This window comes from Geothrix fuzhouensis (genome assembly GCF_024609325.1).
GTDB classification, from domain to species: domain Bacteria; phylum Acidobacteriota; class Holophagae; order Holophagales; family Holophagaceae; genus Geothrix; species Geothrix fuzhouensis.
This window is the reverse complement of the sequence record NZ_JANHMQ010000001.1, coordinates 1,021,753-1,047,524: the sequence shown is the minus strand read 5'-3', so window position 1 is coordinate 1,047,524 and position 25,772 is coordinate 1,021,753. Positions and strand designations below refer to the sequence as shown.

The 25,772-nt window shown below is 65.1% G+C and carries 20 protein-coding genes and 1 tRNA gene; 15 read left to right on the top strand and 6 right to left on the bottom strand.

Going from position 1 to position 25,772, the window contains the following annotated elements; all coding sequences use genetic code 11:
• Positions 1-131 precede the first annotated feature (131 nt).
• The 3 genes from NOV74_RS04800 to NOV74_RS04790 are packed head-to-tail and all read left to right on the top strand — an operon-like array spanning position 132 to position 3,390.
• A complete protein-coding gene (locus NOV74_RS04800) occupies positions 132-1,664 on the top strand; it encodes a recombinase family protein (RefSeq protein ID WP_257309727.1) in 1,533 nt (510 codons plus the stop codon).
• Positions 1,661-2,515: a ParB/RepB/Spo0J family partition protein gene (locus tag NOV74_RS04795; RefSeq protein WP_257309726.1), complete on the top strand. Its 855-nt coding sequence runs from the start codon at positions 1,661-1,663 to the stop codon at positions 2,513-2,515. The genes NOV74_RS04800 and NOV74_RS04795 overlap by 4 nt, the downstream gene beginning before the upstream one ends.
• Positions 2,512-3,390: a plasmid partitioning protein RepB C-terminal domain-containing protein gene (locus tag NOV74_RS04790; protein WP_257309725.1), complete on the top strand. Its 879-nt coding sequence runs from the start codon at positions 2,512-2,514 to the stop codon at positions 3,388-3,390. Before NOV74_RS04795 ends, NOV74_RS04790 begins: the two co-directional genes overlap by 4 nt.
• Before the next feature lie 26 nt (positions 3,391-3,416).
• On the opposite strand, the gene NOV74_RS04785 is transcribed toward NOV74_RS04790, so the two are convergent.
• Positions 3,417-3,866 carry an MDR/zinc-dependent alcohol dehydrogenase-like family protein gene (locus NOV74_RS04785; RefSeq protein ID WP_257309723.1) on the bottom strand — a complete coding sequence of 150 codons (450 nt, stop codon included), beginning with the start codon at positions 3,864-3,866 and terminating at the stop codon, positions 3,417-3,419.
• Positions 3,867-4,163: 297 nt separating this feature from the next.
• A tRNA-Ser gene (locus NOV74_RS04780) sits at positions 4,164-4,253 on the bottom strand.
• 54 nt (positions 4,254-4,307) lie between these two features.
• Here NOV74_RS04780 and NOV74_RS04775 point away from each other — a divergent pair.
• The 4 genes from NOV74_RS04775 to NOV74_RS04760 all read left to right on the top strand — a co-directional run bounded on the left by NOV74_RS04775 (position 4,308) and on the right by NOV74_RS04760 (position 10,289).
• Positions 4,308-5,390 (top strand): DUF2891 domain-containing protein, encoded by a 1,083-nt coding sequence (locus tag NOV74_RS04775; RefSeq protein ID WP_257309721.1) that lies wholly within the window; start codon positions 4,308-4,310, stop codon positions 5,388-5,390.
• 211 nt (positions 5,391-5,601) lie between these two features.
• Complete coding sequence (locus NOV74_RS04770; protein ID WP_257309719.1) at positions 5,602-7,062, top strand: hypothetical protein; 1,461 nt, start codon at positions 5,602-5,604, stop codon at positions 7,060-7,062.
• Positions 7,063-7,101: 39 nt separating this feature from the next.
• On the top strand, positions 7,102-9,159 hold the full coding sequence (locus tag NOV74_RS04765; RefSeq protein ID WP_257309718.1) for a hypothetical protein: 2,058 nt from the start codon (positions 7,102-7,104) through the stop codon (positions 9,157-9,159).
• A gap of 11 nt (positions 9,160-9,170) precedes the next feature.
• A complete protein-coding gene (locus NOV74_RS04760; RefSeq protein ID WP_257309717.1) occupies positions 9,171-10,289 on the top strand; it encodes a PKD domain-containing protein in 1,119 nt (372 codons plus the stop codon).
• 4 nt (positions 10,290-10,293) lie between these two features.
• Here NOV74_RS04760 and tadA read toward each other — a convergent pair whose 3' ends face one another.
• Complete coding sequence (gene tadA / locus NOV74_RS04755) at positions 10,294-10,755, bottom strand: tRNA adenosine(34) deaminase TadA (protein WP_257309716.1); 462 nt, start codon at positions 10,753-10,755, stop codon at positions 10,294-10,296.
• A 250-nt stretch (positions 10,756-11,005) separates the two neighbouring features.
• Between tadA and carA the strand changes: the two genes are divergently transcribed.
• From carA to NOV74_RS04740, 3 genes are all read left to right on the top strand, one after another.
• Positions 11,006-12,088 carry a glutamine-hydrolyzing carbamoyl-phosphate synthase small subunit gene (gene carA / locus NOV74_RS04750; RefSeq protein ID WP_257309715.1) on the top strand — a complete coding sequence of 361 codons (1,083 nt, stop codon included), beginning with the start codon at positions 11,006-11,008 and terminating at the stop codon, positions 12,086-12,088.
• Positions 12,081-15,290 (top strand): carbamoyl-phosphate synthase large subunit, encoded by a 3,210-nt coding sequence (carB, locus tag NOV74_RS04745; protein WP_257309714.1) that lies wholly within the window; start codon positions 12,081-12,083, stop codon positions 15,288-15,290. Before carA ends, carB begins: the two co-directional genes overlap by 8 nt.
• Before the next feature lie 119 nt (positions 15,291-15,409).
• Positions 15,410-15,811: a CoA-binding protein gene (locus tag NOV74_RS04740; RefSeq protein WP_257309712.1), complete on the top strand. Its 402-nt coding sequence runs from the start codon at positions 15,410-15,412 to the stop codon at positions 15,809-15,811.
• 94 nt (positions 15,812-15,905) lie between these two features.
• Here NOV74_RS04740 and NOV74_RS04735 read toward each other — a convergent pair whose 3' ends face one another.
• Entirely contained in the window at positions 15,906-16,898 is a 993-nt protein-coding gene (locus NOV74_RS04735) for a hypothetical protein (RefSeq protein WP_257309711.1), read from the bottom strand.
• Between the two features lie 50 nt (positions 16,899-16,948).
• Between NOV74_RS04735 and NOV74_RS04730 the strand changes: the two genes are divergently transcribed.
• The 5 genes from NOV74_RS04730 to NOV74_RS04705 all read left to right on the top strand — a co-directional run bounded on the left by NOV74_RS04730 (position 16,949) and on the right by NOV74_RS04705 (position 22,380).
• Positions 16,949-17,848: an ACP S-malonyltransferase gene (locus NOV74_RS04730; RefSeq protein WP_306672281.1), complete on the top strand. Its 900-nt coding sequence runs from the start codon at positions 16,949-16,951 to the stop codon at positions 17,846-17,848.
• Positions 17,849-17,939: 91 nt separating this feature from the next.
• Positions 17,940-19,715 (top strand): HD-GYP domain-containing protein, encoded by a 1,776-nt coding sequence (locus tag NOV74_RS04720; RefSeq protein ID WP_257309709.1) that lies wholly within the window; start codon positions 17,940-17,942, stop codon positions 19,713-19,715.
• A gap of 21 nt (positions 19,716-19,736) precedes the next feature.
• Positions 19,737-20,264: a type II secretion system protein gene (locus tag NOV74_RS04715; RefSeq protein ID WP_257309707.1), complete on the top strand. Its 528-nt coding sequence runs from the start codon at positions 19,737-19,739 to the stop codon at positions 20,262-20,264.
• A gap of 6 nt (positions 20,265-20,270) precedes the next feature.
• A complete protein-coding gene (locus tag NOV74_RS04710; RefSeq protein WP_257309704.1) occupies positions 20,271-21,416 on the top strand; it encodes a D-alanyl-D-alanine carboxypeptidase/D-alanyl-D-alanine-endopeptidase in 1,146 nt (381 codons plus the stop codon).
• Positions 21,417-21,471: 55 nt separating this feature from the next.
• Complete coding sequence (locus tag NOV74_RS04705) at positions 21,472-22,380, top strand: DMT family transporter (RefSeq protein WP_257309703.1); 909 nt, start codon at positions 21,472-21,474, stop codon at positions 22,378-22,380.
• A gap of 155 nt (positions 22,381-22,535) precedes the next feature.
• Here NOV74_RS04705 and NOV74_RS04700 read toward each other — a convergent pair whose 3' ends face one another.
• Entirely contained in the window at positions 22,536-23,834 is a 1,299-nt protein-coding gene (locus NOV74_RS04700; protein ID WP_257309702.1) for an ABC transporter ATP-binding protein, read from the bottom strand.
• Positions 23,835-23,841: 7 nt separating this feature from the next.
• Positions 23,842-25,590, bottom strand: a complete 1,749-nt coding sequence (locus NOV74_RS04695) for an ABC transporter permease (RefSeq protein WP_257309701.1) — start codon at positions 25,588-25,590, stop codon at positions 23,842-23,844.
• Positions 25,591-25,772: the final 182 nt, after the last annotated feature.

Below are 25,772 nucleotides of genomic sequence, written 5' to 3'. Positions count from 1 at the left end.
CTGGTCATGCTTTCGCCGAAAACTTGACCTATTAGGTCATGGTGGGCGAGCCGAGAGGCAGGTAGGGTCGTCTGCCAGGGCCAAGGAACGGTTGCCGAAGCCCACCACCACCTAGACAGACGGGGTGCAGCATGAGTGACGACCTGATCCAGGCAGCCCAATACGTGCGGATGTCCACAGAGCATCAGCAGTACTCGACGGAAAATCAGTCTGATGCCCTGAAGGAATACGCCACAAGACGGGGTATTCAGATCGTCCGGACATTCTGCGATGCAGGGAAAAGTGGGCTTCGCCTTGATGGCCGGGATGGTCTGAAAGAACTCATCGAGACCGTCCAATGCGGTCGGGCGGATTTCACCACGATTCTTGTGTACGACGTGAGCCGCTGGGGGCGATTCCAGGACGCCGACGAAAGTGCCTACTACGAATACATCTGTAAACGGGCCGGGATCAACGTTCAGTACTGTGCAGAGCAATTTGAAAATGATGGTAGCCCGGTCAGCACCATCGTGAAGGGCGTCAAGCGGGCCATGGCCGGTGAATACAGCCGAGAGCTTTCGACAAAGGTGTTCAAGGGCCAATGCCGCTTGATTGAACTAGGGTTCCGGCAAGGGGGAGCAGCCGGATACGGATTACGGAGGCTGCTCATCGATCAGGCTGGAAAACCAAAAACAGAGCTACAACCTGGTGAACAGAAGAGCCTTCAGACCGATCGCGTGGTGCTGGTGCCTGGCCCACCGGACGAGCGGGCGGTGGTCCGTAGGATCTATCGTCTGTTCGTTTCGGAGGGATACACCGAACGGCAGATCGCTGGAGAACTCAACCGGGCTGGAATCTTCGGAGAGCTAGGCCGGGACTGGACCCGAGGGATGATTCACCAGGTGCTCACGAACGAAAAATACGTTGGAAACAACGTGTATAACAAGGTTTCATTCAAATTGAAAAAGAAGCGTGTCAAAAATCCACCCCAGATGTGGGTTCGGCGCAACGAGGCCTTCGATGCCGTGGTGGACATGATTGATTTCACTCTAGCGCAGGAAATCATCCTGGAACGCCACAAGAGGGTCTCGGACACGGAGTTTCTGGAACTGCTTCGAGGCCTTGCCCAACGCAATGGTCGCCTGAGCGGGCTGATCATTGACGAGGCAGAGGGCATGCCATCGAGTTCAGCTTACCGGCATCGCTTCGGCAGCCTCGCAAGGGCCTATCAACTGGTCGACTACCTGCCTGATCGGGATTTCGCCTATGTGGAAATCAATCGGAGGTTACGACGACTTCACCCCGAGATCATGGCGGAGGTAATAAGGGCTCTTGAGGAGCATGGAGGCACCGTCACACAGGATCCTAGGACGGACCTGCTTCTCATCAACGGCATGCATTCGGTCTCGATTGTCATCTCTCGATGCCAGGTCTCCAGAGCCGATGCCATGCGCTGGATGGTCCGCTTGGACACTGGGCTCGTGCCAGATCTCACCATCGTCGTCCGGATGGATGCAGCAAATATGGCCCCACTCGATTACTACGTTCTCCCGTCTCTGGACGTGAGGGAGGCCCGTCTTCGCATCAAGGAGGACAACGGGATGTTCCTGGATGGATACCGCTATCAGTCGCTTGAGTATTTCTTCGGAATTGCTCAAACGGTTAGGGCTGTGGTGGCAGCATGACCACGGTCCAGATTGTTTCCATCGATAAGATTCGCGTGATCAATGCACGAGGTCGCAGCAAAGGGAAGTTCAGGGAGATCGTGGAGAACATCGCCAAGATCGGCCTTAAGAAGCCAATTACCGTCAGTCGACGCGAGGGAGAAGATGGATTCGATCTCGTCTGTGGGCAGGGGAGGCTTGAAGCCTATATCGCCTACGGAGCCCGAGAAATCCCGGCGGTGGTTGTAGACATACCTCTGGAGGATCGCCTTCTCTGTAGCCTGGTCGAAAACCTGACCAGACGCACACCATCCTGCCTGGAGTTGGCAAGGGACTTGGCTGGGTTAAGGGAGCGCGGCCACAGCCTGTCTGCCATCGCCGCAATCACGGGCGTGAGCGAGAGCTACGTCGTGCAACTCATCCGCCTGATTGAGAACGGAGAAGATCGTCTGGTCGCGGCGGTCGAACGTGGCGACATTCCCATCACATCGGCCATTGAAATCGCCACCTTTGATGATGCGGGCATGCAGCGTAGCCTCCAGGATGCCTATGACAGCGGGAAACTTCGTGGACGCTCGCTAGTGAAGATGCGCAGGCTCATTGAAGAGCGTCGGGCTCATGGCAAAGACCTAGGAAGGTCTAGCTCGCGACGATCCAAGGCACCTTCACAACAGGATTTGGTCCGCACACTGCGGAAGGAAACTCAAAAGCAGGAACTGCTGGTGAAGAAATCCCGACATTGCGAGCAGCAACTACGGTTTGTCTTGACGGCTCTGAAGGATTTGATGAAGAACGATCACTTCGTGACCCTTCTTCGGGCCGAGAAACTCGATGCCCTGCCGAAGTATTTAAATGAAATGCTTCAGAAATGAGCGCCCCACGGCTTGAACCAGCATTTGAGTTGGAGGGGATCACAATCCGGCTGGACCGGCTCTTGCCGACGCGAGCCACCGGCGAGAACTTGAAGGAGTCATCCAAGTTCCGTGCCCTGACCGCCTCCATCCGCGAGGTGGGAATCATTGAGCCCTTGAGCGTGTTCCCACAAAAGGGTGGGAAATACCTTCTACTCGATGGGCACGCTCGTGTCGAAGCACTGCGAGAGCTTGGGATCTCCGAGGCCCCCTGTCTCGTTTCCCTCGCCAATGAGGGCTACACCTTCAACAAGCGGGTGAACCGAATTGCGCCCATCCAGGCAAATCGCATGATCCTGAAGGCAATGGACGCTGGGGTTCCAGAAGAGCGAATTGCGCGGGCGCTCAACCTAGCGGTCGATACGGTACGCATGAATCGAAGCCTGCTCTTTACCATCTGCCCAGAGGCTGTTGGCTTGCTCCAGGACAAGCAGGTTGCCCTCAAGACCCTGTCACTCCTCAAAAAGGTGAAACCACTTCGCCAGATCGAGATGTCCGAGATCATGGTCGCGGCTGGGAACTACTCGGTGACGTATGCCCGTGCCCTCGTGATGACCACGTCGAGGGAACAGCTTGTGGATCCTGAGAGCCCGAAGAAGATCCCAGGCATTCATCCAGACGACCTCGCTCGAATCGAGCACGAGATGAGGATCCAGGAGAAGGATTTCCGTATGCTCGATGAAACCTACAACGAGCACATCATGGCCCTGACGATCGCCCGTGGCTACCTCAGGCCTCTGCTAGAGAATGGTCGGGTTGTGCGCTTTCTCTCCCAAAACTTCCGAGAGTTCCTTTTTGAATTCCAACGGATCATCGAGGCCGCGAACTTGGAGTAGCGTGGAGCGCATAGTGATGCTAAGACCTATGTGGTGAGGAGCATCCATGCGTCAGCCGCGACCTTTGGACCAATGCCTTTCACAGCGCAAAGGAGCTCCATAGCCCCTCCCTTGGCGCGGTTATCGACAAGGGTATTCAGGCCATCCAGTGCTCCAGAATGAACGGCCTGCATCAGGTTAATTAACCGACCGGCCATCATCTCGGTCAACATGCCTCGGTCGTACCCGGCCTTGCACAGCCGCATCATCACATCACCCGCATCGGCCTTTGCCACCGTTACAGGATCTGTGAGGCCAGCTTTCCGGAGACTCGGAAGCAATTTGTAGGACTTCTCCAGTCCATACTTATTGACGGCCAAGGTGGCAGCAATGACGGCCTCAAGGTGTCTCTCGTTAAGTGGCACTGCTGCCTCCGTTGCAATCCAGTCTGGATGGTCTTCCTCAATGATACGTCTGGGTTTCGTATCACGTTGCATTCAGACCGAGTCAAGTGCACCGACGGTCCTCCAGTCCCACCTTGCAGGGATGCTGGACCTCAGGGCGTCACCCGGAAGTTCTCAGGCGGTCTCCCAGCGTTAGCCCTCCGACCTGAATCCCGATCTGCTTCGCGGGCACCGTACCTCATCGCCCTTGGTCGAGAAGACGGAAACGGAGTGGGTCGAGGTCAGCCCGGTGACAGAAACTCGAAAGCCAAGTAAAAATATGGGTAGAAATATGGGTGAGTAAATGCAAAAACTCCAAGATGTCTAGAATCAACATCTTGGAGATCGTTCTGGCGGAGAGAGAGGGATTCGAACCCCCGAACAGGTTTCCCCGTCTCCGCATTTCGAGTGCGGTGCCATCAACCACTCGGCCATCTCTCCGGGACGCTCATTCTAGCAAACCGGCCGATAGAATCCAGCATCCGGGAGGTGGAGATGGTGACGAGGGCGTGGGGACTGGGGCTGGCGATGGTGGTGATCACCCTGTCGGCCCAGGAGGCGGACCTGGCCTTGACGGACGCGGCGGCGGACCGTTTCGCGGCGCTGGCGCTGAAATGCGCACGCCAGGAATACCCGAACAAGCTGGATCACGTCATGAACAGTGCCGAGGAGGTGAAGGCGCCGAAGGCGCTCCACCCGGCGTTCTACGGATGCTTCGACTGGCATTCCTCGGTGCATGGCCACTGGATGCTGGTGCGGTTGTTGCGCACCCATCCGGACATGGCGAAGGCGGCGGAGATCCGTGGGGTGCTGAACGAGAACCTGACCCCGGAGCGCATCGCCGCGGAAGTCGCCTATTTCGACCAGCCGGGTCGCCGGAGTTTCGAACGAACCTACGGCTGGGCCTGGCTGCTCAAGCTGGCGGCGGAACTGAAGGCTTGGGATGCCCCCGAGGCCCGACGCTGGTCTGGGGCGCTGCAGCCTCTGGCCGACCGGGTTTCCGTGGCCTTCCAGGACTTTCTGCCGAAGCAGACCTATCCCATCCGCACAGGTGTGCATCCCAATTCGGCGTTCAGCCTCGACCTGGCGCTGGACTATGCAAGGGCGGCGAAGGACGCCCGTCTGGAGGCGGCCATCCTCGATCGCGCACAGATCTGGTTCTGGAAAGATCACAGCGGTCCCCTGGCCTGGGAGCCGGGCGGGGAGGACTTCCTGTCGCCCTGCCTGGAAGAGGCGGCCCTCATGGCCCGCCTGCTTCCCCGCGACCGGTTCGGGCGATGGCTGGATGGGTTCCTGCCCGGCCTGCCCGGCACCCTAGGCCCCGTCACCGTCTCGGACCGCACAGATCCCAAGATCGTCCACCTGGACGGCTTGAACTTGAGCCGCGCCCGGGCCCTGTACGACCTGGCCCGGACCTTCGGGCCGAAGGACCCGCGACGATCGGCCCTGGTGCGGGCTGCCGACCGCCATGCCAGGGCTTCCCTCCCGCACCTGGCCACGGGGAGCTACGAGGGGGAACATTGGCTGGCCACCTTCGCCGTTCGCATGCTCGAGGCCAGAGGCACCGGTATCAGATAGATATCGTTGGATATAAAAGGGAACATTCTGGTCATCTACGATTCAGATTTCTGAAAAATACCATTCAGGCCCTTGACGCAAAGACGCTGTCGCACGAACATCGGCAGGCGTTGCCTGACATTGAGATGGAAAGTTAACTGCCCGTATGGAGCCCGCTGGTTCGGTTTTGCCGATCCATATGGGACCCCCGGGCCCTGCCCTGGGAGGTCTCGTGAGACTTCGAAGTTTTTCCATCGCCACCGTGGCGCTCGTCAGCGTCTTCCCCCTCGCTGCCCCGCTGCAGGCCTGTTGCGACGATTTCTGGAGCTGCGTGGGGGCAGTGGCCTCCGGGGGCCTCACCTGCGCGGTGGAAAGCCTCGTCAATAGCATCAAAACAATCATCCAGAACGTCGGGAGACTGGTCTCCACCCTGGCGCAACAGGCGGCGGACGTGGTGAACCTCGCCAAGACTGAGCTGAACGGCGCGGCCAACGACCTGCGGAACCTCGCGGGCCAGGCCGAGGGAGATTTCAATGCCGCTGCCCAGGCCGCCCAGTCCATCGTGAACGAAGCCAGCCGGCCGCAGCTGGTGTCACCCCATATGGCAGCCGGGGCGCTGGCCACGGCTGGAACCGCGGGAACCCGCGCAGCCACGGCGGGTGTCCAGCCTCCTGGCGTTCATCCAGGCATGGCCGCCGCGCCAAAACCCGGGGGTGTGGGAGCGGTCGGAGCCGCGACCGGCGTGCGGATGGATCAGCTGCCAGCCGATCCTCAGCAGGTGCTGGATGCCCTTCGCAGGGCCAAGGACGCCATCGACGCCCTCCGCCCCGATGTGACCCAGCCCATCAACCAGGTGCGCCAGTTCGCCACCCAGGCCGAACAGCAGGTGACCTCCGCCGCTTCTTCGGCCGCCAACATCGCGCAGACCGCCCTGCTGGCCCCTCTCCAGACGCTGGGGAACATGCTCACGGACCTGGTCAACCACCCGGAACATATCTTCGATCCCAGCCAGATCGTGGACAACGCGATCAACCAGATCACGAACCAGGTCGTCACCACCATGACCCAGGTGCACGATGCGGTCATGCAGCAGGCCAAGGCCACCCTCGATCAGGCGCAAAGGCCCATCCAGGACGCCCTGGACCGTGCCTCTGTGGCGAAAAAGATCGCCGACGCCATGCAGAAGGTCCAGCACGCGAAGACGAAAGCCTCCTGCGATGCGCTGAACGCGCTGATTCCGCGCCAGCGTCTGGATGTCCGCGCCTTCACGGTCCATGTGGCCGGGGCCGCGCCCGCGCCGGGGATCCTGGCCTTGAACCTGAACCAGCACAAGACCATGGCCATGGCGCCCTTCAACCGGACCACCGCCTCTCGGCTCACCGCCCGGACCGTCGGCACCCAGATGGGCGCCAAGCTCAAGGGCCCCTGGCAGGACTTCAAGCGCCTTCAGGCTGCGTCTCCGAAGGTGGATCCGGCAGCCAAACCCCGAGTGGACGCCGAGATCTCCCGACGCTTCGCCGGGAAGACGGGGCCGCAGGCCGAGGCTGAACGGCAGGCCATGCTGAACGAGGCCCGCGCGCGGTTTGCCAAGGATCCGGCGCTGCTCCGGAAGGTCGAGGCCATGCTCGATGGCGATCCCATCATCAAGGGGCATCTTGGCGGTCCGCATGGTCCCGCCGTGCGTGAGCAGTAGAACCTCGCTCGGGGTTTTGTCCCTGCCTGGGAGGCATGTGTGATCGACCTGTGCCTGCGGGCCCTCGTCCTGGCCGCCGTCTCCGCCGCCACGGTGGTGGCGGCCGCGGATGGCTTTGAGCTGAAGCCACCCCCAGCGCCCGGCGGGCCCATCCAGGGCACTGCCACGGCGCCTGCGGGGACCGAATGGGTCGTGGTCTTCTACCGGGTGGCTGGCGAGGAGGAGTTCTCCAGCTTCAACCTGGATGTCGGACCGGATGGCACCTCCTACGCAGGCAAGCTGGAGGGTCCTTTCCCGGCCGGGGCGAAGCTCGAGTACTACGCGGCCTTGCGCACGCCCTCCGGAATCAAGTACCTGCCTGCAGAGGCACCGGCCACCTTCGCGAGCCTGCAGATGCCCGGCACCGCTACCGCCCCCGCGGTTGGTGGCGCGACTCCCGCCCAGGCCGAGGCGGGCCAGGTCCCCGCATCTTCTGCCACGGCCACGGGAGCCGCGCTCGGGAGCCCGGCTCCAGCCCATGGCCCCATCTACTTCGATGGTGCTTTCGAGCGCATGGTCCACCACCAGACCCCGATCGAGGGAGAACGGCGAAACCTGGCCTCGGGCCAGCTCCGGTTCGCCTACCAGAAGAGTGAGGGCGATCAGCAGGTGCTCCTGAACGCGCGGGTGGTCTACACCAACCAGCCCTTCGGAGGCCAACCCCGGTGGAGCCTTGGCGATCTGCAGGCGGCCTATGCGGTCGGAAACCACAAGCTCCAGGCCGGGGACATGGTGGTCCAGGAATCCGAGTTCACGTTGGCCGGAGCCGGGCGTCGGGGCCTCGATTACGCCTACACCGGGCAGGCCCTGGGAGGTCACCTCTTCGCACTCAACACGCAGGCCCATTCCGGAACCGAGGGCGTTGTCTGGCCGGTGAAGGGCAGCGAGGCCTACGGTGGATCCCTCGGCTACGGGTGGCTCAATGGCAACCTCCGGGCCAAGGTGGTGTTCCTGTCGGGGAAGGACGACCCCGCCACCGCCATGAATCTGGTGTCCGCCTACGCGCCCACGGTGCAGGACGGCTCCACGGGTTCCTTCGTCCTGGACGGCCGGTTCCTCGACAGCCGCCTGGCCCTGTCCGGGGAGTATGCCCGGAGTCTCTTCACCAAGGACCTGGTGAACGAAGCGCCCCACCTCAGCGACCAGGCTTGGCGCCTCAGCAGTTTGTGGGCCGATGGGCCCTTCAGCGCCCAGTTGGGCTACCGGGACGTGGGCCGGGACTTCGGCACGGTGGGCGTGGCCTTCTTCGTGGGGGACCGCCGCACCTTGAACGGCAGCCTCGGCTTCAACCGCGCCACCTGGAGCCTCAGCGCCACAGCCCTCGATGAACGCACCAATCCCACGGGACAGCCGGGGCTGGATCAGGCGTGGAACCAGTCCCAGAGCCTGGATGCGAGGGTGGGCCTCACCCAGACCCTCTTCTGGCGAGTGGGGCTTCGCCAAGCTCACCAGGAAGCCGAGCTGATCTCCAATCCGCTCATTCCCTTCAGCAACAGCAAACGCACCGGCCTCACCACCGGCTTCGATGTCATGCTGCCGCCCGCGTCGAGCCTGGCCTTCAACGCCCAGTTCGACCGGTTGCGTTCCGAGGGCGCCAGCAACACCACGGGCAGCAGCACCACCTTCTCGCTTGGAGGGAGTCTGGCCATGGGCCAGCGGGTGCGCGTTTCTCCAAACCTGAGCTGGTCCCGCACTCTCAGCGATCCCGGCGACCAGAAGACCACCATGGAGAACGCCTTTCTCAACGCCGATGTGGCCCTCATTCCGGGCATCCTGGGCTTCCTCCTGAATGGAGGCATCTCCCGGACCGTGCTCGTCACCGGCGATGTGATGGAGAACTCTGTGGCCGAGGGTACCTTGCAGTACTTCCTGGATACCTTCCTCAAGGGCCGTGGCCGGGCCAGCCTCGGTCTCAAGGGCCGCTACACGCACGCGCCGGGCCTGGTGGCCATGACCCCCACCGGGACGAGTACGGGGGGAACGGGCACGGGCACTCCGACGGCGGCATTTCTGGCGAACGACAACTCGGTCTCCATTCTCCTGAACATCTCGTACTGAGGAGCTGACCCATGCGAACCCTCCTCATCTCCCTCACACTCTTCTGCGCTCTTTCCCTGCGGGCCCAGGGCACCATCACCGTCACCCCGGGTGTACCAGTGGTCGGAGCACCCACCACCTTTGTGCTTTCCCCGACGTACCCTCCCGTGGGGCCCGTGTCCTGGGATTTCGGGGACCAGACGCAGCCCCTCAGCGGCGGGATCGTGGCCTCCCACATCTATGCCCGGACAGGATCGTATACGGTGCGTGCGTCCTATCCCTATGCTGCGGGCCAGGGGCTGCCGTTGACCGTTCAGCTGCCGATCCTCGTGGCAGCCCGCCTGGGTCCCTCGGCCCCGTTCACCATCTCCATGCTGCGTCTGCGGTGGGAGGATGGCCGGGTGGACAGGTCGGTGGAGCAGGGCTTCAGCCCCCTGGTGGTGTTCGCCGATCTGAAGTTCGAGGGCACGGGGATCTTCCAGGCCCAGTGGGTGGTGGACGGCATCCCGCTGGGCACCTTCGCGGCCCAGCTGGCCTTTGCGGGGACGGTCACGCTGGATTCCCACAGCATGCTGCCGCTCCCCACCACCGCCCCGGGGGAACACTGGGTCACCCTGAGGATCCTTTCTCCCCAGGTATACATCGAGTCGCCCCAGATCCGCTATTTCGTGAAGCAGGGCGGCGAGGAGGCCCCTCAGATCGATGAGGTGATCCCCACGGCGGTACGCCCTGGCGAAGAGACCGAACTGCGGATCCGCGGGCGCCGTCTGGCTCCCGGGATGCTCGTTTCCTTCGGCAAAGACATCGCCCTGGTGGCGCCCCTGCGGTTCCCCGAACCAGGCTGGGCCATCGCCAAGATTTTCGTGGCGCCCACGGCCCACCCCGGCTTCCGCGAGACCCAGGCCGCCAGCAAGGCCGGACGTAGTCGCGGCCCCGCCCGGCTGGAGGTACTGCCGCGGCCCCGCCATGTCGCCGCGACCGACCCGGGCTTGCCTGCGCTGTCTCCCCTGGTGGCCTTCCTCTGGTCCGAAGGGGACGGCGTGGTGCGACCGAGCCTGGTCAGGGCCCTGACAGCTGCCTTCCTCCCGCCAGAAGACGGCTTTGCCGGGGATCTGTCCGGCCTCTTCCAGGTTCCTTCAGGAAGAGATTGATCCTTCAGTGCTGGCTACGTCGCCGCCGGAAGAAGGACTGGAGCTGCTCGCGGCACTCGGCTTCCAGCAGGCCGCCCTCGAAGGCGATGCGGTGGTTCAGGTTCGCATCCTCCAGGGCACCTAGCCAGCGACTGACGCCCACCTTGGGATCCGAGGCGCCGAACACCACGCGGCCCACCCGAGCGTGGATCAGGGCCCCGAAGCACATGAGGCAGGGCTCCAGCGTCACGTAGAGCGTGGCGTCCGTCAGCCGGTAGTTCTTCGCCCAGGCGCCGGCGCTACGCAGGGCCAGGATCTCCGCGTGGGCCGTGGGATCGTTCAGCTTCACCGGATGGTTGTGTCCCCGGCCCAGCAGGGCGCCCTCCGACACCAGCACCGCGCCCACAGGCACTTCGTCCAGACGATCCGCCTTCTCGGCCTCCTCGAGGGCGAGCTTCATGAAGTAGATGTCGTCGCCGCTCCACATGGATCCAGTGTGGCGCAAATCAGGCTAGGGCCTGGAGCCCGGAGTCTGGAGTTAATGCTTCAAAAGCCCATCCGGTACGTCGGAAACAAAGGAGCAGTATGGCCGATTTCCCCTTGAAGAAAAAGGCTGATCCTCGGTTTCCCAGGTCGTTACACTCACCTTGATCCTGAAGGATCGAGTCATTCTCACCGCCCCGCGACGGCTTGGCCTTCGCGGGGTTTTTGCAGAGCCACCGAGCGGGGGGAGGCACATGCACGCGCACCTGATCCTGAAGGACGGGACCATCTTCCGGGGGCGGGCGCCGTTGGGTTTCGGCGGGGGCGGCGAGGCGGTGTTCACCACGGCCATGGCTGGCTACCAGGAGATCCTCACGGATCCCAGCTTCGCCGGGCAGATGGTCTGCATGACCTTTCCGGAGCAGGGCATCTACGGCATCCATGCCGATCTGAACGAGGGCACGCGGCCCTGGGCCACGGGCCTGCTCTGCCGCCGCCTCACCTTCGCACCGGACCACACGCGGTCCGAAGGGGATCTGCCGGCCTGGCTCAAGCGCCACCACATCCCCGTGATGACGGACCTCGATACACGGGCGCTCACCCAGCATCTGCGCGATCAGGGCGCTCAGCCTTCGCTCATCTGGACTGAGTTGGACGGCAGCCTCGACGCGGGCGTGGCCAAGGCCAAGGCCCTGCCGGACATGACCGGCCAGGCCCTCTGCGCCGAAGTGAGCTGCAAGGACCGCTACGAGCTGAACCCCGATGGCGCCTTCCGCGTGGCGGTGCTGGATGGCGGCATCAAGCTGAGCATCCTCGATCAATTGGTGGGCGCGGGGCTGCACCTCGAAGTGTTCCCCTGGGACGCCCCCGCCACGGAGCTGGCCGCCAAGCGCTTCCACGGCCTTTTCCTCAGCAACGGCCCCGGTGATCCCGCCGCGCTGCCCGGCATGCAGAAGGAGGTGGAAGCCTGCATCGGGAAGCTGCCCATCTTCGGCATCTGCCTGGGCCATCAGCTGCTGGGCCAGGCCTTCGGCGGCCGCACCTTCAAGCTCAAGTTCGGCCACCGAGGCGCCAACCAGCCCGTGCATGACCTCATGACCGGCCGCATCGAGATCACGGCCCAGAATCACGGTTTCGCCGTGGATGAGGCCAGCCTGCCGAAGGATGTGGAGGTCACCCACCGCCACCTCAGCGACGGTACGGTCGAGGGCCTCCGGCACACGCGGCTGCCCATCTTCAGCCTCCAGCATCATCCCGAGGCTTCGCCTGGTCCCCACGACGCGCACCCAGCCTTCAATCGCTTTGTGGCGCTGCTCCAGGAGTTCCACCATGCCTAAGCGGACGGATCTGAAGAGTGTGCTAGTCCTCGGTTCCGGTCCGATCCAGATCGGGCAGGCCTGCGAGTTCGACTACTCGGGGACGCAGGCGCTGAAGGCCCTGAGGGAGGAGGGCATCCGCACCATCCTGCTGAACTCCAACCCGGCCTCGATCATGACGGACCCGGGCCGGGCGGACGCCACCTACATCGAACCCCTCACGCTCGGCGTGCTGGAAAAGATCATCGAGGCCGAGCAGCCCGACGCCATCCTGCCCACGGTGGGTGGCCAGACGGCGCTGAACCTCGCCATGGAGGCCCACGAGAGTGGCCTGCTGGAGCGTGCGGGCGTCAGGCTCATCGGCGCCCAGCCCGAGGCCATCAACCGTGGCGAGGACCGCCAGCTCTTCAAAGCCCTCATGGACGGCCTGGGCCTGGAGACCTGCCGTGGCGGGTTCGCCCACAACATGGGCGAGGCTCGCGACCTGCTCAAGCTCACCGGCTTTCCCGCCATCATCCGGCCCAGCTTCACCCTGGGCGGCAGCGGCGGCGGCATCGCCTACAACGTGGACGAGTTCGAGACCATCGTGGCCCGGGGCCTGGATCTCAGCCCCACCAAGCAGGTGCTCATCGAGGAGAGCATCCTGGGCTGGAAGGAGTTCGAGCTGGAGGTGGTGCGCGACCTGGACGACAACGTCGAGGTGATCTGCTCCATCGAGAACCTGGACCCCATGGGCATCCACACCGGCGACAGCATCACGGTGGCGCCCGCGCTCACCCTCACGGACCCCGAGTACCAGCGCATGCGCGACGCGGCACTCGCGGTCATCCGCGCCGTGGGCGTGGAGACGGGCGGCTCCAATATCCAGTTCGCGCTGGAACCCGAGACCAGCCGCATCATCGTCATCGAGATGAATCCCCGCGTGAGCCGCAGCTCCGCGCTGGCCTCCAAGGCCACCGGCTTCCCTATCGCCTGGGTGGCGACGAAACTCGCCCTGGGCTACCGGCTCTGGGAGCTGCCCAATGCCATCACGCGCATGACCAAGGCGGCCTTCGAGCCCGTGCTGGATTACGTGGTGGTGAAGATGCCGCGCTTCACCTTCGAGAAGTTCCCTCAGGCCGACAAGGTGCTGGGCACGCAGATGAAGAGCGTGGGCGAAGTCATGGCCATCGGCCGCAGCTTCCAGGAAGCCCTGCAGAAGGCCGTGCGCTCGCTGGAAGAAAGCCACAAGGGAATCTCCGGCGCCCTGGAGGGCAAGCTGGATCTGGGCCGCCTCAAGGAACACCTGCTCATCCCGGGGCCCCAGCGCATCTTCTGGGTCTACCACGCGCTGAAGGCTGGCCACAGCGTGGAGGAGTTGCACCGCCTCACGCGGATCACGCCCTGGTTCCTGCGTGAGATCGAGGAGATCGTGGTGCTGGAGGGCCGCCTGCGCAGCTTCCCCGTCGACCGACTGCCAGAAGAGCTCCTGGAGAAGGCCAAACGCGCGGGATTCGCCGATGACCAGATCTCGGTGTTCTGTTCGGGAACGGAAGCTGAGGTCGCCGCGCGGCGGGACAAGCTGGGTCTGCGCCCTGCCTACAAGCGCGTGGACACTTGTGCGGGCGAGTTCCTGGCGGAAACGCCCTACCTCTACGGCACCTGGGAGGATTACAGCGAGGCGAGCCCCACGGACCGTCCCAAGGCCATCGTGCTGGGCAGCGGGCCCAACCGCATCGGCCAGGGTGTGGAATTCGACTGCTGCTGCGTGCAGGCCGTGGAAGCCATCCGGGCCAGCGGCGTGGAAGCCATCCTCATCAACTGCAACCCCGAGACCGTCAGCACCGACTTCGACACCAGCGACCGCCTCTACTTCGAGCCGCTGACCTACGAGCACGTGAAGGCCGTGGTGGACCGCGAGGCCGCGGGCGGCAAGCTGCTGGGCGTCTTCGCCCAGTTTGGCGGCCAGACGCCGCTCAAGCTGGCCTCGCCCCTGCATGCCGCCGGTGTGAAGCTGCTGGGCACGCCACTCAACACCATCCTCGATGCCGAGGACCGCGAGCGCTTCGGCCAGGCCCTTAAGCGCCTGGACATTCCGGCGCCGGCCTGGGGCATGGCCACCAGCTACGAGCAGGCCAAGGACATCGCTCAGCGTCTGGCGTACCCCGTGATGGTGCGGCCCAGCTTCGTGCTGGGCGGCCGGGCCATGGCCGTGGTCTTCGATGACGCCGGTCTGGAGAAGTACATGCGCGAGGCCGTGGCTGTGAGCAACGACCAGCCCATCCTGCTGGACCGCTTCCTGGATGGCGCGCAGGAGCTGGACATCGATGTGGTGTGTGATGGCGAGCAGGTGGTCATCGCCGGCCTGCTGGCCCACATCGAGGAGGCGGGCATTCACAGCGGCGACAGCTACGCCGTGATCCCCGCCCTGGGCGTGCCTGAGGAGATCCTGGAAACCGTGAAGGGCTACGCCCGGAAACTGGCCCTGGACTTGGGTGTGCTCGGCCTCATGAACCTGCAGTTCGCCGTAAAGGATGGCATCGCCTACTGCCTGGAGGCCAACCCCCGGGCCAGCCGCACGGTGCCTTTCGTGAGCAAGGCCACCAATGTCGACTGGGCAGGCGTGGCCGCCCGCATCGGCCTGGGCCAGAGCCTGAAGCAGCAGGGCATCACGGATGGCGTCCCGCGCGCCGTGTCAGTGAAGGGCGTGGTCTTCCCCTTCGCCAAGTTCCCGGGCGTGGATCCGGTGCTGGGCCCCGAGATGAAGAGCACCGGCGAGGTCATGGGCATCGGCGATACCTTCGGCGAGGCCTACGCCAAGGCCCTGTTGGCCGCGGGCATTCCGCTGCCGCTGTCGGGCACGGTGTTCCTTACGGTGAACGACCGGGACAAGGCCCGCCTGCCGGAGCTAGCCCAGAAGCTCGTGGCGCTTGGTTTCGGCCTGTGCGCCACGGAAGGCACGGCCCGCACGCTTGAGGCTTCCGGCCTCAAGGTGCGCAAAATCTTCAAGGTGAACGAGGGTCGACCGAACGCCGTGGACTTGCTGAAGAACGGCGAAGTCCAGTGGGTCATCAACACGCCCCTGGGCCGCGATGCCTTCTTCGACGAAAGCGCCATCCGCCGCGAGGCCCTGCGCCTGAAGATCCCCTGCCTCACCAACCTCAGCGCCGCCCTCGCCGCCTGCGAAGCCGTCGAGACCCTGCGCGGCGAGATGAAGGTACGGGCCATCCAGTCGCTGGGATGAAAAGTTGAAACCGCAGATGTCCCAGATGGCGCAGATAAAAGCCAAGGCAGTTTTTATCTGCGGCCATCTGCGACATCTGCGGTTAAATTGCCTTTCCCCGACCAAGCCTGGAGGTCGCCATGTCCATTGAAGACCGCATCCAAGCCTTCCTCGCCTCAGGCCCCTTCGCGGTGGTGGGGGCCAGCACGGATCGCTCGAAGTACGGCAACAAGGTGCTGCGTTGTTACCAGCAGCACGGGAAAGAGGTGTATCCCATCAATCCAAAGGCGCCAGAAGTGGAAGGCCTGAAGGCCTACCCGTCGCTGGCGGTGCTCCCGGTGAAGGTGCCGGCCATCTCCGTGATCACACCACCTGCAATCACGGAACAGGTGGTGGGCGAAGCCGCCGCCGCCGGCGTGAAGCACATCTGGATGCAACCAGGCGCCGAGAGCGACGCGGCCATCCGCACGGCGGAGTCGCTGGGGATGAATGTCATCGCCGGAGGGCCGTGCCTGCTGGTGATGATGGGCTATCACGAGTGAATTCGCTGCGCGAATTCGGAAATGCAGGTCCCATCTGAATTCTCGTAGCGAATCAGACTAGGCGAGGCCCAGGTTCTTCCGAACCTCTAACCGATCATCCTCGTGGGCCTGGATCACCTTCGGGACCTCGCTCTGCCACAGCTCCGAGAAATCGGCGAAGGAGATGGTCGGCTTCACTTCGGCGCCAGGGGTCGAGTGTTCGATTGAGTCCTGCGAGCACATCTCGCGGGTACCAGGCTTGGGGGTCATGGGTTCGGGTCCTCAGGAGAAAAAGGTAAGCGGTCTGAAGTTGGTAGGCAACCACGGATTCGGCGGGTTTCGGGCGGGCCCGCACGCTGGCGAGGGCATCGTGCCCCTCGGTCATGCGGCCTGATCCTTCCGCGTCCACCCGCACGTGGTAGAGCTGCAAGGAGCGGCCCACCCGGGGCGCCAGGCCCAGGAAGGTGAAGGGTGCCCAGGCGTGGGTCTGGGCCATGCGATTCAGGGGCACGTAGCGGCCTTCGCGTTCGGAGCGGGCCAGCATGGCCTTGAGGGCGCTGTCGGGATCGCGGTCTGTGTAGACGAGGTGGACTTCGCCACACCCTGCCTGGCGGATGCGGCCCAGGAGGAAGGCCACGCCCTCGGGATCCGTGTGGGGCGCGTCGAAGACGGCGCCGAAGGCCGGGCCCATGGCCAGGGCACCTGTGGTCTTGCCGGTGGCCTGGCCGCCCATGAAGAGGATCACCGGCTCCCCTCGGGCGTGGGCCAGGGCCCGGTCGCGCAGGCGCTTGCCCAGGGCGTTCATGTGCACGGCGGCGCGCCCCGCCGGATCCTCCAGGGCCTCGTAGCCCTGGGTGGGGTTCTGCCGCAGGGTGGGCAGCAGGGTGGCGAGCACGTCGCCATTCACCAGCTGGCCCTCGAGGGTTCCCGCCCGGGCCGCGTAATCGTCCAGCGAGGCATCCGCATGACGGGCCAGGTCGGCGGCTTCGGCTTCCAGGGCCCCACACAGATCCCGCCTCTGGGCTTCGCCCAGCTCCCAATAGGAGCGGCGTTCGTGCCAGGGAACCTGCTGCCAGGGCTGGGGTGCCGGGAAGGGGAGGGGGGGCATGGCCTCAGCCTACTGGATGCCGGGGGTTCCGGCACCCTATGCTCGGAACCATGCCCGCTTCCGCTCACACCCTCCTGTTCCCCGGCCAGGGCACCGAAGCCGTGGGCATGGCCCAGGGCTGGGAGGCTCACGACGCCTGGGAGGGCACCCTGCGGGCTGCGGAGGCCCACACCGGTCGTCCCCTGAGGCAGGCCATGGCCAAGGGGCCACAGGAATTGTTGCGGCAGCAGCGCCTCGCCCCCTGCGCGGTGTTGGCCCATTCTGTGGGCATCTACCGGGCCTGGCGTGCGGCGGGGCTGGCGCTTCCCGTGGCAGCCGCGGGACACAGCATGGGGTTCTATTCGGCCCTGGTGGCCGCCGAAGTGGTTCCGCTGGAGGCGGCTCTGGACCTCATTTCCGCGGTAGAGGATCTCAGCGAGACCGCCTTCGCCGCGGGGGCCATGGGCATGGCCTTCCTCATCGGGGTGTCCGAGCTGGACCTGCGGCGGGCCTTGCTGGACCACCCCGAACTGGTGCTGTCCAACCGCAATGGCCAGGCCCAGTTCACGGCCTCGGGACCGGTGCCCGCCCTGGAATCGCTGGTGCGGGACCTGGGTCCTGCAGCCCTCAAGACGGGCCTGCTGCCGGTGCAACATCCCCTGCATGGACCCCATATGGCCCCCCTGCTGCCCGGCATCTCGCGTAGGCTGGCGGCGGTGCAGCCTGCGGAACCCGCCTTCCCGCTGATCTCCCATTTCGATGGGCGCCTGCTTGGCACCGGGCAGGCGGCCTGGGATGAAGGCATCGCGTCCGTGGCCCTGCCGGTCGACTGGCTGGCGGTGGTGGCCCGGCTGAAGGTGCTGGGCGCCCCTTTGGCGGAATGTGGCCATGGCCGACAGCTGGCGGGACTGACCCGATGGGCGGACCGGGATCTGGCCGTGGCCTCGCTCCAAGTGCCTCCAGTTCGGTAAAAAACCGCAGAGCCTTTGGGACTGCCAATGGATATGCCGGCTGTGGCTCTGGCATGATGAGCTTCCGAACCCTTCGGTCTGGACGCGCTCCATGATGGTTTCCCCTCACTTTCTCGGTGAAGCGCTGGCGAACCGGTGCTCCCAAGTGCTCTACCGCTGCATGGAAGAGGTTGGCAGCACGAAAGGGGCGCTCTACTTGCGCGTGCCTGGCCAGGGAGGCTTCGAGGTCGTCAGCTTCTACGGCTGGCCCCGGGGCACCCGCCCGCCCGTGGCCATCCCGGAAGGGCACCCGCTCCTACTGAAGACCCAGCGGGCCCGCCGGACCTATGTGGTGAACGATGCTTCGGAATTGCCGGAACTTTCGGCCTTCGGCCAGGGTGGAGAATGGCCCCGATACCTCATCACACCGGTCTACCTCCAGGGCGACTGGGTGGGTCTGCTCATTCAGCGGGACCGTATCAAAGGCGGGACCTTCGAAACGGATCGCGACGAACCGCCCACCTTGGCCATCTGCGGGGACCTGGTGGCGGCCCTGAAGGAGTTCCGCTTCCACGGGGGGCCCCACCCCTCCCGGGAGCAGCCCGTCGGCCCGGGCCCGGTGCCAGAGGGACTGCCCACAGCGGCAGATCTCCTCGGAGAGCTGGCCCCCGCGCCGGAACGCCTGCTGCCACCGGCCCGCGCCGCCGTTCCGCCCATGCATGCTCCGGGGCCGGTCACCCCTTCCACGAGGCCCTCGGACAACGAGCGGCTCTATGGCTTTCCCGCGGGCAAGGACGGCTATACCTCCCTGCCTTGGGAGCCTGACCGCACCCTCAGTGGCTGGGTGGCGCCTGCCCCCGTGAACGCCGAACGCGGGAAGGGCATGGTGCCGCCTGAGCAACGGGCCTTTTTCTGGGAGATCGCCGGACTCATCAGCCAGATTCTTCCGGCCACCGCCGTGGCGCTCTGGATCGAGGACCCCGAAGAGCTCCGCCCCATCCTGGTCTTCAGTACCCTGCCCCTGTCCCCGGATCTCCAGCAGCAGATCCTGGCCCACGCCACCTTCCACCTGCCGGCCGTCCGAGAATCGGACCTGCGCCTCATCAGCCGGACGGAGATGCCTGAGGTGCCGCCGTTGACCGGCGCATTTGCCACCTACCTGCCCCTCCTGCTCAACGAGACCCTTCACGGTCACGACCTGGTGATGGTGTTCCGCCTGGAGGACCATTCCTTCTCTCTCTCCGAGGTCGAGGCCATCCAGCAGCTGAGCCGGGTGCTGGCCCTCTATCTCCAGGAGGCGCGACTTCATGTGCGGTATCACCACGCCTTCCTGTCCGTAAGTCACCGCATCCTGCAATCCGGCGAAGGCCGGGTGCCGAGCCTGCGCCCCCACAGCCTGGCCACCGCGCGGTTGGCCCGGGATCTGGCCCAGATGCTCGACCTGCCCACAGAGGATGTGGAGGCCGTGAGCATCGCCGCCATGCTCCATGATGTGGGGCTGCTGCTGCTGGACCCCCAGATGCTCGCCAAGCCGACGCTGAGCGACGAGGAGATGAAGAAGGTCCGCGACCACCCGGAGCTGGCGGCGGTCTTCCTCAAGGACCTGCGCTTCCCCTTCGACGTGGTCCGCATGATCCGCCATCACCATGAGCGCTGGGACGGTCTGGGCTACCCCGAGGGCCTGCGTGAAACGGCCATCCCCATGGGCAGCCGGATCATCGGACTCATCGAAGCCTACGAGGTGATGACCAGTGGCAAGAGCTACCGTCGACCCCAGGGCTTCCGGCAGGTGTTGGCGGAACTGCGGAACGAAGCCGGCTCCCAGTTTGATCCAGCGGTGGTGGAAGCTTTTTCCGAGCTCATGGCACGAAAGAGTGAAAGAGTCTGATAATCAAGGCTCGGAGCATCCATGCGGCCCCTCCTTCCAGCCAATACCCAGCGCGGCTTCACCATGGCCCTGGCTTTGGCCATGGCCGTGGTGATGGGCGTGATGCTCATGAAGGTCGGTCCCCGGCTGAGCGCCGAAGTCCAACGGGAGAATGAATCTGAGCTGATCTTCCGGGGCGAGGCCATCGCCACGGCCCTGCGGGTCTATTTCGCCAAGACCAAGCACTACCCCACGGACTTGGACGAGGTGATGAAAATTCGACCCCGTATCCTGCGCCAGAAGTACCTAGATCCCATGACCACCAGCGGCGAGTGGCAGTTCGTGACCCAGGTGCAGGCTGGCGCTTCGGGGGACACTCAGGGTCTGCCCATCGTAGGGGTGCGCAGCCGTTCAGAAAAAGACAGCATCCATGCCTACCAGGGCAAGACCCTGGTGCGAGATTGGCTGTTCACGGCCGACGAGAACCTCCTCGGGGGCGGCGCCACCACGGAGAACGAACGCACGCGACGGAGCCTCCGGGGAACCATGCCGACGCTTCCAAAACCCTGAGGTTGCATGCGGCTGTCCTTCCTGACCATCCTCCTGCTGCTGTCCACCCTGCCTGCGATGGCCCAGGGTTTTCAGGCCTGGGTGCGAGGCCTGGAAGCCCGCGGGATCTCTGTCTCTGCCGGGCTCTGGGAGATTGATACAGGGAAGGTCCTGGAGCGCCACCATGATGAACTGGCCCTGGTGCCGGCCAGCACCACCAAGGTGGTGACCACCTACGCCCTGCTGAAGACGTTGAAGCCGGACGCCACCATCGAGACTGAAGTGTGGGGTGACCTGAAGGATGGCGTGGTCCAGGGCGATCTCATCTTCAAGGGCGATGGTGATCCCCTCTTCACCAGCGAGCGGATCTGGCTGTTGGCCCAGTCGCTGAAGAAGCTGGGCCTGCAACGGATCACCGGGAACATTCGACTCGATCAGAGTGCCTTTGACGCCCAGCGGGAACCACTGGGTTGGGAGAACACATCGGCCAACACCCTGCCCGTCGTGCGGGCCCTCTCCGTGGACTTCAACCGGGGGGAGAACGGGCACTTCGTGATCGACCCCGACCGCCTGGCCCGGGAGACCATCCAGCGCATCCTCCAAGAAACAGGGATCGCCGTGGAAGGCCGGATCGAGAACTTGGGCCAAGGCGTCCCCCGCAAGCTGACCGCCTGGACCTCGCCGCCCCTGCGGGCCCTGGTGCAGGACATCAACAAGTGGTCGAACAACTTCATGATCGAGATGCTGGTGCGGAGGTTCGGGGCCGGGTCGTGGCCCCGCGGCATCCAGCGCGTGCAAGCCTTCTATCGCACGGCCTTCGCCCTGGGACCGGAGGCGCTGCAGATCACGGATGGCTCGGGGCTGAGCAAGGACAACCGACTGTCGGCTCGCACGCTGGCCATCATCCTCCGGGGGGCGTACCACGATTTCGAGGTGGGGTCCGAGTTCGTGTCGTCGCTGAAGATCATCGGGGGCGAGCCTTGGAAGCTGAAGGTGAAGGATCCCAACCTCACTCGCCGGGTGCGGGTGAAGACAGGACATCTCGACCGGGTCACGAGTCTCTGCGGCTACCTCCAGACCTTCGATGGCCGGGTGCGCGTCTTCGCCATCCTGCTGAACGGACCCGCCCGGGACGAGGATGTCTGGGAGCAGATCTCCCGCTGGGCGAATTGAGCCGCTGCCAACCCTGGCCTTGCGGGCCAGTGCATCCGGCGGCGATGCTGGAACCATGGAAGAGACACAGGCGGGGACGCCAGATCCGAGAGGCCTGGCGGCCCTGATCCTCGGGGCTTCGCTCCTGGGCTTCGCGGCCATGCTGGTGCGTTGGGCCGCTCCCGCAGGCCCGCTGGCGGTGGGCTTCTACCGCATGGCCATCGCCTTGCTGCCCGTGGCCTGGCTGGCCTGGCGGGCGCGGGGCACCGCGCGGTCCGGCATCGGGCGGGCCCGGCTCTGGGCCGGTGTGGCCGGCCTCTGCTTCGTGGGCGATCTATGGATGTGGCATTCGGCCCTGCACCATACGAGCGCCGCCAACGCCACGCTGCTGGTCACGCTGGCACCCATCTGGGTCGCGGTGGTCTCGGTTGTCTGGATGGGCGCCCGCCTGCGGCGCCGTTTCTGGCTGGGCGTGGGGTTTGCCCTGGCCGGTGCCCTGGTTCTCGGGCTGGCCAAGGGCGCGCGCTGGGGCACGGGCTTGGGCGAGTTGCTGGGGGCTCTGGCGTCCCTGGCCTACGGGGCCTTCACGCTGGTGCTCGGGCGCGCCCGCCGGGACCTCAGCGCCCCGGAGGCTTTGTTCTGGGTCGTCCTCTGCTGCGTGGTGGGCTTCGGTCTCCTCGGCCTCGCGCAGGGCGAGACGTTCAGCGGCTATCCGGCGCGCGCCTGGTGGGCCTTGGCGGGCCTGGGGCTGGGGGTGCAGGTCGTGGCCTGGTGGCTCATCACCTGGGGCATCGGCCACGTGTCCACGAACGTGGGCGCCATGGGGCTCATGACTCAGCCCGTGGCCACGGTCATCCTGGGCTGGCTGCTGCTGGGGGAATCCGTGCGACCCATGCAGGGGCTGGGCACCCTCCTGGTGCTGGCAGGCATCGCTGCCTGCGCCTTCAGCCCACCCGCTGCAGAGAAGAAACTTACTCCGGGGTGAGGACACCGCGTTCCTCGCGGTAGGCGAAGAGTTCCCCGAAGCGGCCCCACGGGGCCCCCTCCGCGATCGCAAGCCAGAGGCGTAGCGGGAGCGGGAGCACGCGACTTGATGTCGCGTGCGATCGGGGCGGTAGTCAGGTGAGGCCTGGCCGGGCGCTATTCCGGGGTGAGGACGCCGCGTTCCTCACGGTAGGCGAAGAGTTCCCCGAAGCGGCCCCATGCCACGAGGGTCTCGAAGGTCTTCTCCGGATCCTCCATGGGCAGTCGCGTGGCCAGTTCCTGGAGGAGGGTCTCCTCGGACAGCTCGCCCTCCTCGAGGTGCATCATCTCCTGCACGACACGGAAAAGCCGCAGCTCCAGGAGCTGGGCCCGCCAGAGATCCTTGCGGTCATCCATGTTGGCGTTCACGAAGCGCTTGCCCAGAGGCGTGAGCAGGACGGCGCGCTTGGGGGTGTCCACCAAATCCAGCATCTCCGCGGCCTTCACGGTGGTGAGCACCTTCTCGAAGGCCACATGGGTATGCGAGGCCACCTGGAAGAGGTCGCTGGTGCCGCCTTGGGCGTCGAGGAACTCCAGCAGGCCGAGGATGTCGCCGCTTTGGGCTTGGGGGAGGGGCTCCACCTGGTCCTCCTGGACCGCGGCACTGGGAATGGGGGCGGTGACCTGGACGTCGGGCAATTCGGCGCTGGTGAAGATGTCGTGCAGGTGGTCCACGAGCTTCATGAACTCAGGCGAGCGGCTGTCCCGGGGCCGGGCCATGGGAACGTCCACGATGGTCCGCAGCGTGCCGGGGCTGCCGGAGAGCAGGGCCACGCGGTCGGCCATGAGCAGGGCCTCGCGGATGGACTGGCTCACCATCACGATGGCCGAGGGATTGCGTTCCTTGTCCGCCCAGATGTCGATGATCTCGGCCCGCAGCGCTTCCGCGGTGAGGGCGTCCACCTGGCTGAAGGGTTCGTCCATGATCAGGATCTCCGGGTCCACGGCCAGGGCCCGGGCCACGCCCACGCGCTGCTTGGTGCCGCGGGAGAGCTCGCGGGGGAAGGCTTCCTCGAAGCCTTCGAGGCCGACCTTGCGGATGGCCTGGTGGGCCCGCTCGCGGACTTCACCCTCGGGCAGATCCCGGGCGCGCAGTACCACGCGGACGTTCTCCTCCACGGTCATCCAGGGGTAGAGTGCGAAACTCTGGAACACCATGGCCACGCCGGGATTCAGGCCATCGAGTTTCTCGCCATGGTGGCGGACCTCGCCCTGGGTGGGCGGCATGAGGCCCGCGAGCAGTCGCAGCAGGGTGGATTTGCCTGATCCATTGGGGCCGATGAGGCAGAGGATCTCGTCGGGGCGCACCTCGAGACGGATATCCTCGAGCACGCGCTGGACGCCACCCCGAGGCCCGGGGAAGCGCATCTGGACGCCGCGGAGTTCGCAGATAGGGGAGGTGTTGGGCTGCTGCATATCCACCTCAGCGGTTGAGTGCGTAGCGGGTTTCGGCCAGGCGGTAGAGCGGCACCCAGACGAGACGGTTGAAGAGGACGACCAGGGCCGCCATGAGCAGGGCGCTGGCCGCGAGGTGGGGCATGGAACCTTGTTCCGTGGCCAGCACCACTTCAGCGCCCAGGCCGAAGGTCCGGAGCGTGTGCTGCCTGGTGGTGACGATCTCCGTGATGATGCTCGCATTCCAGGCCCCGCCGGTGGCGGTCACCCAGCCGGTCACGAGGAAGGGGAACACCGCGGGGAAGTAGAGGTTCCAGCAGCGCTTCCACAGCGACATCCGATAAGCCGTGGCGGCCTCGCGGAGGTCCGCAGGGATGGCCTGGGCCCCCGCGATGATGTTGAAGAGCAGGTACCACTGGGTGGACAGCACCATCAGGAGCACGCAACTCACGCCCAGGCCGATGCCCAGGGAGCTGAACACCAGGATCAGCGACGCAAAGATCAGGGAGGAGGGGAAAGAGGCCGCCACCTGCACCACGGATTGGAGGCGCCGGGACCACTTCGGCGACATGCCGATCCACAGGCCCACAGGCAGAGTCCAGAGGGTGGCCAGGAACGTGGAGAGGAGCACCCGGGACAGGGAGGCCCCACCGGCTTTGAGCAGGACCAGCCACTTCGCGCCACTCACCTCGGCCAGCAATCGCACGACGGAGAACGCGCCCAGCGAAAGCAGCACGAGGATTCCCACCATGGCTGAGGTGGCTACCCAGGACCCAAGCCGGCCAGGTCTTTGAAATTCTTCGTGGGCCTTCCGGATGAAGGCCGGGCGGGGCGTCCGGCGATGCAGGCGCTGGTTGTGCCGGTTCTCCAGCCATTTCAGGAGGCGGGAGCGGCGAAACAGGCGGAGCAGCCAGTTCTCGCCAGGGTCCACCTCGCCACCTTCGTCGACCTGGAAGCGTTGGGACCAGGCCACCACGGGTCGCCAGACCAACTGGTCCAGCAGGATCACCAGCACCAGCATGGTGACGATGGCGTAGATCTGGGCGCGGGTGCTCCCCTGCTCCACCGCCGTGTTCATGTACGACCCCAGTCCCGGGAGCTGGAAGTTCTTGTTGCCCGCGTGGAAGGCCTCGGCGGACATTAGGAAGAACCAGCTGTTCGCCACGCTGACCATGGAGTTCCAGACCAGGCCGGGTGTGGCGAAGGGGATCTCAACCCAGCGGAGCTTCTGGAGCCAGGTGAAACCGTAGAGGCTCGAGGTCTCCTCCAGCTCCTTGGGCAACGTCTTCAGCGACTGGTAGAAGCTGAAGGCCATGTTCCAGGCTTGGCAAGTAACGATGAGCAGGATCGCCGACAGTTCCAGCCCGATGTTGCTGCGGGGGAAAAGGGTGAGCATGAGCAGCAGCACGGGCGGCAGGAAGGCCAGCAGCGGCACGCTCTGGAGGATGTCGAGGATGGGCACCAGGACCCGTTCGGCCCGCGGGTCCTTGGCGGCCCAGTAGGCCACCACCAGCGTGAAGGCCAGCGACACCGTGTAGGCCGCGATGGCCCGGATCAGGGACAGCAGGAGGTACTTGGGCAGGGCCCAGGCGCTGAGGGCGATCTGCACCGTGGGTCGTTGGACGGCGGTCCATTCCTTCCCGACCAGCCAGAGCGCCGCCAGCGTGCCCACCAGGGCCGCGAGCACGAGCAGGTCGATCCAGCGGCGGTGCCGGATGGGCGCCGTCAGCAGGTTCATCGCCTGGCCCCAGACGGTGTCGAGGAAGCGGTGGATCATAGCCGGTCCGGAGGAGCGGATGGGGCGCTGTGGGGCACGCCGCCATCCCGTTCAGGGGGCGGATTCGGGGGAGCCGGAACAACAGGTGAGGGCCGCCTCAGCGGGCGGCGCAACACGACGGAGGTTCGGAGAGGTCGGATTGTCGTCCCATCGAACCTCCTTTCCGGCGCCAGGGCCATGGC

Coding starts and splice junctions, on each gene's coding strand:
- NOV74_RS04800 (WP_257309727.1), top strand. CDS start 132: ATGAGTGACGACCTGATCCAGGCAGCCCAATACGTGCGGATGTCCACA.
- NOV74_RS04795 (WP_257309726.1), top strand. CDS start 1,661: ATGACCACGGTCCAGATTGTTTCCATCGATAAGATTCGCGTGATCAAT.
- NOV74_RS04790 (WP_257309725.1), top strand. CDS start 2,512: ATGAGCGCCCCACGGCTTGAACCAGCATTTGAGTTGGAGGGGATCACA.
- NOV74_RS04785 (WP_257309723.1), bottom strand. CDS start 3,866: ATGCAACGTGATACGAAACCCAGACGTATCATTGAGGAAGACCATCCA.
- NOV74_RS04775 (WP_257309721.1), top strand. CDS start 4,308: ATGGTGACGAGGGCGTGGGGACTGGGGCTGGCGATGGTGGTGATCACC.
- NOV74_RS04760 (WP_257309717.1), top strand. CDS start 9,171: ATGCGAACCCTCCTCATCTCCCTCACACTCTTCTGCGCTCTTTCCCTG.
- tadA (WP_257309716.1), bottom strand. CDS start 10,755: ATGTGGAGCGGCGACGACATCTACTTCATGAAGCTCGCCCTCGAGGAG.
- carA (WP_257309715.1), top strand. CDS start 11,006: ATGCACGCGCACCTGATCCTGAAGGACGGGACCATCTTCCGGGGGCGG.
- carB (WP_257309714.1), top strand. CDS start 12,081: ATGCCTAAGCGGACGGATCTGAAGAGTGTGCTAGTCCTCGGTTCCGGT.
- NOV74_RS04740 (WP_257309712.1), top strand. CDS start 15,410: ATGTCCATTGAAGACCGCATCCAAGCCTTCCTCGCCTCAGGCCCCTTC.
- NOV74_RS04735 (WP_257309711.1), bottom strand. CDS start 16,898: ATGCCCCCCCTCCCCTTCCCGGCACCCCAGCCCTGGCAGCAGGTTCCC.
- NOV74_RS04730 (WP_306672281.1), top strand. CDS start 16,949: ATGCCCGCTTCCGCTCACACCCTCCTGTTCCCCGGCCAGGGCACCGAA.
- NOV74_RS04720 (WP_257309709.1), top strand. CDS start 17,940: ATGATGGTTTCCCCTCACTTTCTCGGTGAAGCGCTGGCGAACCGGTGC.
- NOV74_RS04715 (WP_257309707.1), top strand. CDS start 19,737: ATGCGGCCCCTCCTTCCAGCCAATACCCAGCGCGGCTTCACCATGGCC.
- NOV74_RS04710 (WP_257309704.1), top strand. CDS start 20,271: ATGCGGCTGTCCTTCCTGACCATCCTCCTGCTGCTGTCCACCCTGCCT.
- NOV74_RS04705 (WP_257309703.1), top strand. CDS start 21,472: ATGGAAGAGACACAGGCGGGGACGCCAGATCCGAGAGGCCTGGCGGCC.
- NOV74_RS04700 (WP_257309702.1), bottom strand. CDS start 23,834: ATGCAGCAGCCCAACACCTCCCCTATCTGCGAACTCCGCGGCGTCCAG.
- NOV74_RS04695 (WP_257309701.1), bottom strand. CDS start 25,590: ATGATCCACCGCTTCCTCGACACCGTCTGGGGCCAGGCGATGAACCTG.